This window comes from Mesobaculum littorinae (genome assembly GCF_004011175.1).
Lineage (GTDB): Bacteria > Pseudomonadota > Alphaproteobacteria > Rhodobacterales > Rhodobacteraceae > Tranquillimonas > Tranquillimonas littorinae.
The window spans coordinates 226,112-238,248 of the sequence record NZ_RQXX01000003.1 but is presented as its reverse complement, the minus strand read 5'-3'; the positions used below and the strand labels follow the sequence as shown (position 1 = coordinate 238,248).

Here is a 12,137-nt window from a genome sequence, read left to right as displayed (position 1 = left end):
TCCCCACAGAAGGCAAGGCCTCCGGCCGGGGTCTGACCGTATATAGGGAGAGGGATTTTGCCCTGCAAGCGCAGGCCCGGGCATCGGTGTTGCAAAAATATCCGGCATCCGTCAGGGGTGAGGGCATGACGACCGAGCTTGATATCCGCGGGTTCCGCGTACTGCCCGGCGCGCTGGACCGCCCCGCGCAGGAGACGATGCTGGCCGAGCTGCGCGACGTCATCCGCGCCGCCCCTCTGGTTCACCCAGAGACGCGCTGGGGCAAGAAGATGACGGTGCGCATGACCTCGGCCGGGCGGCTGGGGTGGATCACCGACCGCCGCGGCTATCGCTATGAACCGCGCCACCCGCAGGGCACGCCGTGGCCGCCGATCCCGGGCACGGTCCTGGATCTTTGGGACCGGGCCACGGGGCTCGGGCGGGTGCCCGACTCATGCCTCGTGAACTTCTACGGCGAAGGCGCGCGGATGGGGCTGCACCAGGACCGCGACGAGGGCGATTTCACCTGGCCGGTCCTGTCGCTCAGCCTCGGCGATGACGCGCTGTTCCGCATGGGCGGGACCGAGAGGGGCGGGTCGACCGACAGCATCTGGCTGCACTCGGGCGACGTGGTGGTGATCGGCGGCGCCGCGCGGCTGGCCTATCACGGGGTCGACCGCATCCGCTTCGGCACCTCCACCCTGTTGCCACAGGGCGGACGGGTGAACGTCACCCTGCGCGTGGTGGATCGGGCCGGGGATCAGTCGGCCAGCGAACAGCACCCCGCGTAATGCGTGGCGCCCTGCGCCCGCAGCACCAAAAGATCCAGCGTCAGGCCATAGGCCCGCCCCGACATCCCGTCCGAGCAGGCGGAACGCGCGACCACCCCGGTCAGCCCGTCGCCCTGCCGCCACGCGCGGAACGAAAACCGGTCGGCGCGCCCCTCGGCCATCTGGGCCCGCGCCCTGCCCGCGGCCATGGCCGTGCCGTCGACGGGCGAAAACGTCGTGGCCTTCGGCGTCAGGTCGAGCGACCAGAAGGGTTCGGTGCCCGCGCAGTGCAGCACCCGCGGGATCGCGTCCTGCCCGGGCCGCCGCGACAGATAGGCCAGCGCCACCCAGCCAGTGCCCTCGCCGTGATTCACCCGGCCCCAGTCGCCGGTATGGTCGGGGGCGGTGACCTCGACCCCGGTGGCGTCGGCGGGCAGCTCGCCCAGGATGCGGGCGCCGGCATCCGGCACCTCGCGGATAGCGAGGGTGTCGTCGTCTGCCACGCCCTGCACGTCGTAAAGCGCGGGCCAGTCCGGGTCCTGCGCTTCGGCGGCCCCCGGCAGGGCGAGAAGGGTGGCAAGGATCAGAGCCAGCGCTCTCATCGCCGGGCGCTCCAGCTCATCGAGGCATGCTTGCGGGTATAGAACTCGCCCATCAGGCCGACCATCAGCAGCGCCAGCGACACCCAGATCGGGTAGGTCACGCTGGAATTGTGGGGAAAGTAGTTGATGAAGGTGAAGCCCCGCGCCTGGTCGATCGTGTGAAACAGCGGATTCCACGAAAAGAACGCCAGCATGTATCCGGGCAGCTGGTTTGCCACGAACATCTTGCCCGACGCGATCATGTTGGCGCGGGTGTAGATCATCGACGCCATGTTGGCGAAGCTCGGCGCCCAGGGCTTGATCGCGAGGAAGATGATGCCGACGCCCAGGCCCGAGAACCACGCCAGCGCGATCATCGCGAACGCGCCCTCGGGGTCGTGGATGTGGATCGGGCCCCAGCCCACGTGATAGACGTAAAGCACCAGCCCCATCGACAGGACCTGCACGTAAAGCGCCCCCAGCGCCGCCGAGGCGATGGCCACCGCGGTCGTCATCGGCGCGTGCTTCATCATCGGCGAGGCGGGCCCCTCGGAGCGCATGATCGCCTGCACGGTGCGGGTGTGCACCATGTAAAGAAAGATCCCCGACATCAGGTAAAGCATGAAATCGCCGCGGATCGCGTTGCCGCGCATGCCCAGCACGACGAACAGAAGGTAGAAGGCCATCACGAAGACGACCGTCTGCAGGATGTTCATCATGATCGCCATTACCGCGTTGGCATGCGTCTTGCGGACGCTGCGCACGGTGTTGTGGTAGATCAGCTCGAAGATGCTGGCGGCCGAGCTCATCGTCGTCGCGGAGCGTCTGCGTTCGAACATGTGCCTCGCCGTCGGTTGTGGGGCCGGGGCCCCTCGGGTTTCGCCCGTGTCTGGAGTCCGCCCTTTGCGGGGGATGCAAATCTTGCCGTCCGGTCGATGTCAAAGCATAAGAACGTGACGGCATTCAGGCAATCGCGCGGTCTTGCGCAGGAGGTATTGTGGATTTCCAGAAGCTCACGACGGTCATGCGGCGCCTCGCGCTGGAAGCCGGGGACAGGATCATGGAGATCTACGGGGCCGACGATTTCGAAGTGAAATCGAAGGCCGATGCCAGTCCGGTGACCGAGGCGGACGAAGCCGCCGACGCCCTCATCTCGGAGGGGCTGCGGCGCGCCTTTCCCGACGTCGCGCTGGTGACCGAGGAACAGGCCGCTTCGCACACGCAAGAGGTGTCGACCTTCCTGATCGTCGATCCTCTGGACGGCACGAAGGAGTTCGTGCAGCGCCGCGGCGATTTCACCGTCAACATCGCCTATGTCGAAAACGGCGTGCCGGTGCGCGGCGTGGTCTATGCCCCGGCGCGCGGGCGGCTGTTCTACACCGATGCCGACGGCCGGTCGGTCGAGGAGACGGGCGACATGGCCAAGGAGGCCCCCGGCGCCACGGCACCCCTGAAGGTCAGCACGCCCGATACCTCGGCCCTGATGGTCGTGGCGTCGAAATCGCACCGTGATCAGGCGACCGACGACTATATCGGCAAGTATGCCGTGCGCGACATGACCAGCGCGGGGTCCTCGCTGAAGTTCTGCCTTGTCGCCACGGGCGAGGCCGACCTCTATCCCCGGCTTGGCCGCACGATGGAGTGGGACACCGCCGCGGGCCACGCGGTGCTGTCGGGGGCCGGCGGCCATGTCGTGCGGTTCGACGATCATAGCCCGCTGGCCTATGGCAAGGCGGGGTTCGCCAACCCTTTCTTCATCGCCTATGCGCCGGGGGTGGATCTGCAGCCTGCCTGACCCGGGGCCCGAGCCGGGGCGCGGACGACCGGGCCGACAGCCGGGGATCTTCGCATACCCCGGCTTGCGGCAGTGGTAAGGCGTTGCGCGGTATGCTTTAATCGGCCCAGCACTTTTAAACCCCCGGGCGATGCGCTTGGCGCGGCCCGGGCCTCTGCGGGACGTAAGACAATGTCTAATCTGCAACGCAAGGTCACCAAGGCCGTGTTTCCCGTCGCCGGGCTGGGGACGCGGTTCCTCCCTGCGACGAAGTCCATCCCCAAGGAGATCATGACGCTCGTCGATCGGCCGCTGATCCAGTACGCCATCGACGAGGCCCGCGCCGCGGGCATCACCGAGTTCATCTTCGTCACCTCGCGCGGGAAAAGCGCGCTCGAGGATTACTTTGACCACGCCCCCGAGCTGGAAGCGTCGCTCAAGGCCAAGGGCAAGACCGAGATCCTCGACGCGCTGGACCACACCAACATGGATTCGGGGGCCATCGCCTATATCCGGCAGCACCGTGCGCTGGGGCTGGGCCACGCCGTCTGGTGCGCCAACCGGCTGATCGGCGACGAACCCTTCGCCGTCATCCTGCCCGACGACGTGATCGCCACCGACGACAAGTCCTGCCTGCAGCAGATGACCGAGGCCTACGAGGAAACCGGCGGCTGCATGGTCGCGGCGATGGAAGTTCCGGCAGAAAAGGCGTCCTCGTACGGGGTGCTCGACATCGCCGAGCAGAACGGCCCGCTCCTGCGGGTCAAGGGCATGGTTGAAAAGCCGCCCGCGGGGGAAGAGCCTTCGAACCTTGCCGTGATCGGCCGCTATATCCTGACGCCGTCGGTGATGCGGGCGCTGTCGCAGAAGAAGACCGGCGCCGGGGGCGAGATCCAGCTGACCGACGCGATCGCCGCCGAGATCGACAGCGAAGAGGGTGTGTACGGCCTGCGCTTCCGCGGGCAGCGGTTCGACTGCGGTTCCAAGGCCGGGTTCCTGCAGGCGACGGTCGCCTTCGGGCTGTCGCGGCCCGACCTGCGGGGCGAATTCTCGACCTACCTCGAAGAGTTGATGGATGCGCAGGGACCTTCGGGCCAGGGCACGGCGGGCTGATGCCCGCGACCCCGCGGCGCGTGGCGCGCCTCGGTCGACCCCGCCGTGCCGCGGTCCTCGGGATCGGTCCCTGCGCGACCCCGGGCCCGCGGTGCGGCGCCACCCCCGTCGCTCAGCGGTGAGCGGGGCGCGCCTGTCCCCCTGGGCCGCCTACCGGCTTCGGCTGAAACGGCGGCGGCTTTTGTGGCGGGCGTTCCGCGCCCGCCATGCGCTGACCCCGGTGACCGACCGGACCGCCGCGATCAGCCCCGGCGCGATCCTTGTCGTCGCCGTGATCCGCAACGAGGCGCAGCGCCTGCCGTATTTCCTGGACCATTACCGGCGTCTGGGGGTGGGGCATTTCCTGATCGTCGACAACGCCAGCGACGATGCCGGGCCCGAGATCCTGACCGGCGCGCCCGACGTGTCGCTGTGGCACACGCAGGCGGGCTACAAGGCCGCGCGCTTCGGGCTCGACTGGGCGAACTGGCTGCTGCGGCGCCACGGCACCGGGCACTGGTGCGTCACCGTCGATGCGGACGAGCTGCTGGTCTATCCCGACCACGACACCCTGTCGCTGCCCGATCTTTCCGGGCGGCTCGCCTCGGGGGGGCGCGCGGCGATGGGGGCGCTGATGCTGGACCTCTACCCGCGCGGCCCGCTCGGGGCGCAGCCCTACGCGGCGGGAGAGGATCCGACCCGGCTTCTGCGCCACTTCGACGCCGGCCCCTATCGCGCGGTGCGGCAGTCCCCGATGGAGAACCTGTGGGTGCAGGGTGGCGTGCGCGAACGCATGTTCTTTGCCGACATGCCGCGACGGTCGCCGACACTGAACAAGCTGCCCTTCGTCCATTGGCGGCGGGGCTATGTCTACGTCAATTCCACCCACGCGATGTTGCCGCGGCGGCTGAACCGGCTTTACGACGGGCCCGGCGGCGCGCAGCCCTCGGGCGTGCTGCTGCATACCAAGTTCCTGCCCTCGATCCTTTCCCGCTCGGCCGAGGAAAAGCGCAGGCGCCAGCATTTCGGCGACCCGGAGGCCTTTGACGGCTATTACGACGGGCTGATCGCGGGCCCCGTCCTCTGGTCCGACACCTCGGCCACCTACGACGGGGCCAAGGGGCTGGAGGCGCTGGGCCTGATGCGGCGCTGAGCCGGCCAGAGCCGACCGCCGGGCCCCCGCGCGGCACCGCCGGATCGCCGCCGGGCGCCCACGCATCCCGGGGGCGGCGGCGTGTGGAGGGGGAGGCACTGTCGGGCATGGGCGTGTGGTCGCGCCGCGCCCCCAGCCCGTGTCCCGGCCCTGTCCCGGCGTGACCTCGCCGCAACCCGGGGGGCGGCTTCGGGTGCCACGCGGCGGGACGGCCCTCGTTTCGGTTGGGATTTGCCGCCCGCGGGACTAGTCTGCGCCCGGCGGTCGCGCGGTGCGGCCCGTTTTGCCGGCGGGGCCTTTCCACCCGGCACGTCACGAGGAAAGCGATGGGGCTTGTCGATGCCTACAAGCTGCGCGTCCGGCGCCGGGTCCGGCTGATCCGCGCGTTCCGCAAGCGGCGCGAGCTGACGTCGGTCGCCGACCGCACCGCCGAGGTGCGCCCGGGCGATACCCTGCTGTTCGCGACCCTGCGCAACGAACGCATCCGCCTGCCCTATTTCCTCGCTTACTACCGCGCGATGGGCATCCAGCATTTCTTCTTCGTCGACAACGGGTCCGACGACGGGTCGGCCGATTACCTGGCGCAGCAGGGCGACGTGTCGCTGTGGCACACGCGCAAGTCCTACCGCAAGGCGCGGTTCGGCATGGACTGGATGAACTGGCTGCTGCGCCGCTATGCCCACGGGCACTGGGCGCTGACCGTGGATGTCGACGAATTCCTGGTCTTTCCGTTCTGCGATACCCGTCCGATCCAGGCGCTGACCGACTGGCTGGATGCCAGCCAGGTGCGGGCGCTCGGCACGCTGCTGCTGGACATGTACCCCAAGGGGCCGCTGACCCGGCAGCCCTATCGCGAGGGCGCGGATCCCTTCGCCACCGCCAGCTGGTTCGATTCGGGCAACTACATGATCTCGAAGAACTGGGACACGTGGAACCTGTGGATCCAGGGCGGGCCGCGGGCGCGCGTGTTCTTTGCCGACCGGCCGGATCAGGCGCCGGCGCTCAACAAGATCCCGCTGGTCAAGTGGCACCGCTCCTACGCCTACATCAGCTCGACCCACATGCTGCTTCCGCGGGGGCTGAACCTTGTCTACGACATGGCGGGGGGCGAGAAGACCTCGGGCTGTCTTCTGCATGCCAAGTTCCTCGACACCATCACCGGCAAGGCGGCCGAAGAACTGAAACGCGGCGAACATTACGCGGGCAGCCGCGAATACAAGGCCTACGACAAGCGGGTCCGCGAGGATCCCGACCTGTGGTGCAAATGGTCGGAGAAATACATCAACTGGCGCCAGCTCGAAATCCTCGGGCTGATGTCGACGGGAAACTGGGCGTGAGCGTCGGCTTCGTCATGCTGTGCCACGAGGCGCTGCACCGCGCGGCCGAGGTGGCGGGGCATTGGGCCGGGCATGGCTGCCCGGTGGTGATCCATGTCGATGCCCGGGTGCCGCAGGCACAGTACGACGCGCTGGCGACCGCGCTGAAAGAGCATGACAACATCCGCTTCTGCGGGCGCTGGCGGTGCGAATGGGGAACCTGGTCGCTGGTGGCCGCGTCGCAGACCGCGGCCGAGGTGATGCTGCGCGAGTTTCCGCAGGTCGGGCACGTCTACCTTGCCTCGGGGTCCTGCCTGCCGCTCAGGCCGACGCCCGACCTCATCGACTATCTGGCCGCACGGCCCGACACCAGCTTCATCGAAAGCGTCACCACCGAGGACGTGCCGTGGACCGTGGGCGGTCTCGACGCCGAACGCTTTACCCTGCGGTTCCCGTTCTCGTGGCGGCGGCACCGGCGGCTTTTCGACCGCTATGTCGAGCTGCAGCGGCGGCTGGGCGTCCGCCGTCGCATCCCCGAGGGGCTGACCCCGCACATGGGGTCGCAGTGGTGGTGCCTGAGCCGCGCCACGCTGGAGCGGATCCTGACCGACCCGCGCCGTGCCGAGTTCGATCGCTACTTCGCCAAGGTCTGGATCCCCGACGAAAGCTATTACCAGACCCTCGTCCGGCGCCATCCCGGGCGGGTGGAAAGCCGGTCCCTGACGCTGTCGAAGTTCGATTTCCAGGGCAAGCCGCATGTCTTCTACGACGATCACCTGCAGCTTCTGCGGCGCTCGGACTGCTTTGTCGCGCGCAAGATCTGGCCGCGGGCGGACCGGCTGTACGAGATGTTCCTCGCCCCCGATCCCGGCGCCCGCCGCGGGGTCGAGCCCAACCCGGGCAAGATCGACCGCGTTTTCGCCCGCGCGGTCGAACGGCGCACGCGCGGGCGCGCGGGGCTTTACATGCCCGGACGGTTCCCGAACCCCGGGTGGGAAAACGGCAAGACCTGCGCCCCCTACGCGGTGTTCGAAGGCTTCGGCGACCTGTTCGAGGGCTTTCCCGCCTGGCTGCACCGCGCCACGGGGATGCGCGCGCATGGCCATCTCTTCGCGCCCCGCCGGGCCGAGTTCGCGGACAACCAGCGCGCCTTTGCCGGGGCGCTCGACGACGGGGCCGAGCTGCGCGACCACAACCCAGAGGCGTTCCTGACCAACCTCGTATGGAACACGCGGGGCGAACGGCAGGGCCTGCTTTTCGGTCCGCGCGACGTGCAGCGGATCGGCTGGTTCTTCGCCGAGGATGCCAACGCGCAGGTCTGGGTCGTCAGCGGGGCCTGGGCGGTGACGCTCTTTCGATCGAAACGGCCTTTCGCACAGGTGCGCAAGGCGGCGGCGCGGCTGCAGCGGATCGAGGCGGCGCATCTCGACCTGCTGCGCCGCGGGCAGACCAAGGCCCGGGTGCGGATCTGGAGCATGGCCGATCTGGTCGACGCCCCGATGGAGCCCCTGCAGACCGTGATCGACGAGGTCGGCCCCAAGAACGCCCGCCGCCTGACCGAGGCGCCGAACATGGTGGACCTGACGGGCTTTGGCCAGTTTCTGCAGAACCTGCGGAACGAAGGCATGCAGCCCCACCTGATGGGGGATTTCCCCGTCTCTCCCGACAGCGCGCCGGTCGCGCAGGACCGCCGCAAACGCTATTTCGCAAGGTAACCGTATGAGCCAGACGTTCGACAGTTTCATCCTGTTTGCCGAGATGCGGACAGGCTCGAACTTTCTCGAAGAGAACCTGCGCAAGATCGCCGGAATCACGATGTGGGGCGAGGCCTTCAACGTGCAGTTCATGGGCCGGGCCGGTCAGTCCCAGATGGCCGGGATCGACATCGCAGACCGCAACGAGGATCCCGCCCGCCTGTTGCGCGCGATGCGCGACCGCAGCGACGGGATCGCCGGCTTCCGGTTCTTCCACGACCACGATGCGCGGGTTTTCGAACGCTGCATCGACGATCCCCGCTGCGCCAAGATCGTGCTGACCCGCAACCCGCTGGACAGCTACGTCAGCCTCAAGATCGCGCGGTCGACGGGGCAGTGGCGACTGGGCGACATGAAGCAGGCCCGGACCGCGCAGGTCACCTTCGATGCGGACGAATTCGCCGGTCACCTGGACCAGACCGGCGCCTTTCGTGCCGAGGTCGAGCGGCGGTTGCAGGTGTCGGGCCAGACCGCGTTCCACATCTCCTACGACCAGATCCAGGATGTGGCGGTCCTGAACGGCATCGCCGCGTACCTGGGCGTCGCCGGACGGATCGACCGGCCCTCGGACCGCACCAAGGTGCAGAACCCCGGCACGATGCGCGACAAGGTGGCGAACTACGACGAGATGCAGGCCGCGCTGGCCCGGCTCGACCCCTTCGCGCTGGGGCGGATGCCGGATTTCGAACCGCGGCGCGGCCCCGCCGTGCCCGGCCATGTCGCGGCGCGCGAGGCGCCGGTTCTCTATATGCCGGTGCGGGGGACGGACCGCGACCGGGTCGAGACATGGCTGGCGGCGCTTGATTCGACGTCGCGCGACGACCTGCGCCGCGGCCTGTCGCAGAAGGATTTGCGCCAGTGGAAACGGCGCCACCCGGGGCACCGAAGCTTTACCGTGATCGGGCACCCGGTCGATCGGCTGCACCGCGCCTTCTGCCGACATATCCTGTCGACCGGCCCCGAAAGCTTTGGCGAAATGCGCGAGGTTCTGCGCCTGCAATACGGCCTGCCGATCCCCGAGGGTGCACCGGGCGCGGGGTGGGACGCGGCCGCGCACCGGGCGGCCTTCCTGGCCTTCGCCGGTTTCGTCAGGGGGAACATCGCGGGGCAGACCAGCCTGCGGGTCGATCCGTCCTGGGCGTCGCAGTCAGCCGTGCTGCAGGGCATGGCCGAGGTCCTGCTGCCGGACATGGTGCTGCGGGAAGACAGCCTGCCGACCGGCCTGGACCAGCTGGCCCAGGCTGCCGGAATCGCCGCCGCGCCGCCGGCGCCGCCCCGGACCGAAGAAGGTCCGATCCCGCTGGGCCAGATCTACGACGACGAGGTCGAGGGCATCGTGCGCGGCATCTACCAGCGCGACTACATGATGTTCGGGTTCCGCGCCCGGGGCTGATCGCGCGACGCGCAAGGCGCCGCCGCGGGAAAGGCGGGGTGCGATGGCCGCATCATGGTCGCCCCCGATGGGGCATGGGGGGGGCTCAGGCCGCCAGACCCCTGCCCGGAGGTCAAAAGATTGCCGGGCGGGCGGCCTTGTGGCGCGCAGCTTTCGGGAAGCCAGGTTTCGGGCAGGCAGCTTTTGGGCGGACGGGCCTCGGGGCGCCGGTCTTCGGACTGCCGGTCTTCGGGGCGCCGGTCTTCGGGCCGCCGGTATTCAGGTAATCAGCGTTCGGGCAACCGCCATTCGGCGGGCGGGGATCAGGCGGCCTTGACCGCCGGGCCCGCCGTCAGGATCGCATGCAGCGTGGCGGGGTCGTCGTTGGCGCGCAGCTTGGCGCAGATCGACGGGTCGCGCATGGTGCGCGACACCAGCGCCAGCGCCTTGAGGTGATCGACCCCGGCCGATTCAGGCGCGAAGAGGCTGAAGAACAGGTCGACCGGCTGGCGGTCGACCGACCCGAAATCGATCGGACGGTCGAGCCGCAGAAACACCCCCGACACGCAATCCAGCTGCTGCAGCCGGGCATGCGGCAGGGCGACGCCATGGCCCACACCGGTGGGGCCAAGGCTTTCGCGGTCCAGAAGCGCGTCGATCGCGTGCGAGGCGGGCAGTCCGTAGGCGTGCCGGGCAAGATCGCCCAGTTCGTGAAAGAGGCGCTTCTTGCTGGTGATCGAGCCGACGACACGAATGGCCGCCGGCGACAAGATGGTCGATAGATCCATGAGTGCCTTGTTCTGACTTCCTGGTCGACGGCCCGATCAAGCGCGGGTCAGCTTGCCGCGTTCGGGTCGATCCAACCGATGTTCCCGTCGTCCCGACGATACACGATATTCACGCCGGTGTCCTGTCTTTCGTTCCGGAAGACAAGCACCGGGGCGCCTGCCAGCTCCATCTGCATCACGGCCTCGCCGACAGAAAGCGACGGAATCCGCGTCTCCATCTCGGCGATGATCATGGGCGTCAGGTCCGCAGGTTCCTCTGCGTCCTCCCCGTCAGCGCCGGCGAGGATATACGAGGCCGCGGACGAGAGTTCAACAGGCTGCGGACGCTCCTTGTGATGGTCCTTGAGACGCCGCTTGTAGCGCCGCAGCTGCTTTTCCATCCGTGAGTTCGCCTGATCGAAGGCGGCATAGATCTCGGGCGCGGTGCCGCGGGCCTGGACGCTCAGGCCCGAGGACAGGTGCACCACGCATTCGCAGGCGTATTCGAACCCCGATTTCGAGAACACGGCCAGCGCGTCGGTCGGACGTGCCGAGTACTTTTCCATGACCTCGTCGATCTCGCTGCGCACATGCGCCTGCAGGGCTTCGCCGATATCGATCTGTTTGCCGCTGATCTGGTACCGCATGATGTCTCCTTCGATGATGTCCGGCATTTCGACCGGAATGGGATGTCACCTGGCAACGCGCGGGCGCATGAAAGGTGCATCGCGCACGTCCGCCATCGGCGGCATCCCGATCATTTGGCGCCAGATGTTACCAAGGTGTCAACGACATGTGGGAAAAGCAGGGGGGTCTCGGCGGGGGCTGCCCGCCTAGCCCATGCGAAACCCTTCGCCCAGGTAGACCCGCTGCACGTTGGGGTCGCGCACGACCTCTTCGCTGGTCCCGCTCATCAACACGTGACCTTCGTGCAGGATGTAGGCGCGGTCGACGATTCCCAGCGTTTCCCGCACGTTATGGTCGGTGATCAGCACGCCGATGCCGCGGGTCTTCAGCTGGGCGACCAGACCGCGGATCTCGCCCACCGCGATCGGGTCGACGCCCGCGAAGGGTTCGTCGAGCAGCAGGTATTTCGGATCGGCGGCAAGGCAGCGGGCGATTTCGGTGCGCCGCCGTTCGCCCCCCGACAGGGCGGGTGCGGGGACCTGCCGCAGGTGGGTGATCGAGAAATCCGACAGAAGATCCTCAAGCCGCTGGCGCCGCTTGTGGCGGTCGGGTTCGGCGATCTCGAGGATCGCGAGGATGTTCTGCTCGACCGTCAGGCCGCGGAAGATCGACACTTCCTGCGGCAGGTAGCCGATCCCCAGCTTGGCGCGGCGGTACATCGGCAGCCGGGTGATGTCGCGCCCGTCGATCGCGACGTGCCCGCCCTCGGGCGAGACCAGCCCGGCGATCGAGTAGAAACAGGTCGTCTTGCCCGATCCATTGGGCCCCAGCAGGGCCACGACCTCGCCCCGCGCGAGGTCCAGACTGACATCGCGGATCACCGTGCGCTTGCGATAGCTCTTGCGCAGGTGACGGATGCTCAGCCCCGCGCCGTCGGGCAGCGGGGAGGTTG

Annotated in this window: 12 protein-coding genes; 7 read left to right on the top strand and 5 right to left on the bottom strand. The window is 68.3% G+C overall.

Features of this window, described 5'->3' with window-relative positions; translation table 11 throughout:
- Window positions 1-125 precede the first annotated feature (125 nt).
- Window positions 126-770 (top strand): alpha-ketoglutarate-dependent dioxygenase AlkB family protein, encoded by a 645-nt coding sequence (locus tag EKE94_RS10325; protein ID WP_127906532.1) that lies wholly within the window; start codon window positions 126-128, stop codon window positions 768-770.
- Here EKE94_RS10325 and EKE94_RS10320 read toward each other — a convergent pair.
- Together EKE94_RS10320 and EKE94_RS10315 are read right to left on the bottom strand one after the other, a co-directional pair.
- A complete protein-coding gene (locus EKE94_RS10320; protein WP_127906531.1) occupies window positions 740-1,351 on the bottom strand; it encodes an SH3 domain-containing protein in 612 nt (203 codons plus the stop codon). The two genes, EKE94_RS10325 and EKE94_RS10320, sit on opposite strands and share 31 nt — an antisense overlap.
- Window positions 1,348-2,169, bottom strand: a complete 822-nt coding sequence (locus EKE94_RS10315; protein WP_127906530.1) for an ABC transporter permease — start codon at window positions 2,167-2,169, stop codon at window positions 1,348-1,350. Before EKE94_RS10315 ends, EKE94_RS10320 begins: the two co-directional genes overlap by 4 nt.
- Window positions 2,170-2,327: 158 nt before the next feature.
- On the opposite strand from EKE94_RS10315, the gene cysQ reads away from it, so the two are divergent.
- From cysQ to EKE94_RS10285, 6 genes are all read left to right on the top strand, one after another.
- Window positions 2,328-3,125 carry a 3'(2'),5'-bisphosphate nucleotidase CysQ gene (gene cysQ / locus EKE94_RS10310; RefSeq protein WP_127906529.1) on the top strand — a complete coding sequence of 266 codons (798 nt, stop codon included), beginning with the start codon at window positions 2,328-2,330 and terminating at the stop codon, window positions 3,123-3,125.
- Window positions 3,126-3,305: 180 nt separating this feature from the next.
- On the top strand, window positions 3,306-4,217 hold the full coding sequence (gene galU, locus EKE94_RS10305) for a UTP--glucose-1-phosphate uridylyltransferase GalU (RefSeq protein WP_127906888.1): 912 nt from the start codon (window positions 3,306-3,308) through the stop codon (window positions 4,215-4,217).
- 118 nt (window positions 4,218-4,335) lie between these two features.
- Entirely contained in the window at window positions 4,336-5,349 is a 1,014-nt protein-coding gene (locus EKE94_RS10300; RefSeq protein ID WP_235855975.1) for a glycosyltransferase family 2 protein, read from the top strand.
- A 326-nt stretch (window positions 5,350-5,675) separates the two neighbouring features.
- On the top strand, window positions 5,676-6,686 hold the full coding sequence (locus EKE94_RS10295) for a glycosyltransferase family 2 protein (RefSeq protein ID WP_127906527.1): 1,011 nt from the start codon (window positions 5,676-5,678) through the stop codon (window positions 6,684-6,686).
- Window positions 6,683-8,380 carry a DUF5927 domain-containing protein gene (locus EKE94_RS10290; RefSeq protein ID WP_127906526.1) on the top strand — a complete coding sequence of 566 codons (1,698 nt, stop codon included), beginning with the start codon at window positions 6,683-6,685 and terminating at the stop codon, window positions 8,378-8,380. Before EKE94_RS10295 ends, EKE94_RS10290 begins: the two co-directional genes overlap by 4 nt.
- A gap of 4 nt (window positions 8,381-8,384) precedes the next feature.
- Window positions 8,385-9,812 carry a nodulation protein NodH gene (locus EKE94_RS10285; RefSeq protein WP_127906525.1) on the top strand — a complete coding sequence of 476 codons (1,428 nt, stop codon included), beginning with the start codon at window positions 8,385-8,387 and terminating at the stop codon, window positions 9,810-9,812.
- A 302-nt stretch (window positions 9,813-10,114) separates the two neighbouring features.
- Here the strand turns inward: EKE94_RS10285 and EKE94_RS10280 are convergent, their stop codons facing one another.
- From EKE94_RS10280 to lptB, 3 genes are all read right to left on the bottom strand, one after another.
- Complete coding sequence (locus EKE94_RS10280; protein WP_127906524.1) at window positions 10,115-10,579, bottom strand: PTS sugar transporter subunit IIA; 465 nt, start codon at window positions 10,577-10,579, stop codon at window positions 10,115-10,117.
- Window positions 10,580-10,626: 47 nt separating this feature from the next.
- Window positions 10,627-11,205 carry a ribosome hibernation-promoting factor, HPF/YfiA family gene (hpf, locus tag EKE94_RS10275; protein WP_127906523.1) on the bottom strand — a complete coding sequence of 193 codons (579 nt, stop codon included), beginning with the start codon at window positions 11,203-11,205 and terminating at the stop codon, window positions 10,627-10,629.
- A gap of 186 nt (window positions 11,206-11,391) precedes the next feature.
- Window positions 11,392-12,126 (bottom strand): LPS export ABC transporter ATP-binding protein, encoded by a 735-nt coding sequence (gene lptB, locus EKE94_RS10270; protein ID WP_127906887.1) that lies wholly within the window; start codon window positions 12,124-12,126, stop codon window positions 11,392-11,394.
- Window positions 12,127-12,137 lie beyond the last annotated feature (11 nt).

What these genes read in the sequence shown, in the direction of transcription:
- EKE94_RS10295 (WP_127906527.1), top strand. Translation starts at nt 5,676, where the DNA reads ATGGGGCTTGTCGATGCCTACAAGCTGCGCGTCCGGCGCCGGGTCCGG.
- EKE94_RS10285 (WP_127906525.1), top strand. Translation starts at nt 8,385, where the DNA reads ATGAGCCAGACGTTCGACAGTTTCATCCTGTTTGCCGAGATGCGGACA.
- EKE94_RS10320 (WP_127906531.1), bottom strand. Translation starts at nt 1,351, where the DNA reads ATGAGAGCGCTGGCTCTGATCCTTGCCACCCTTCTCGCCCTGCCGGGG.
- EKE94_RS10280 (WP_127906524.1), bottom strand. Translation starts at nt 10,579, where the DNA reads ATGGATCTATCGACCATCTTGTCGCCGGCGGCCATTCGTGTCGTCGGC.
- hpf (WP_127906523.1), bottom strand. Translation starts at nt 11,205, where the DNA reads ATGCGGTACCAGATCAGCGGCAAACAGATCGATATCGGCGAAGCCCTG.
- EKE94_RS10325 (WP_127906532.1), top strand. Translation starts at nt 126, where the DNA reads ATGACGACCGAGCTTGATATCCGCGGGTTCCGCGTACTGCCCGGCGCG.
- EKE94_RS10315 (WP_127906530.1), bottom strand. Translation starts at nt 2,169, where the DNA reads ATGTTCGAACGCAGACGCTCCGCGACGACGATGAGCTCGGCCGCCAGC.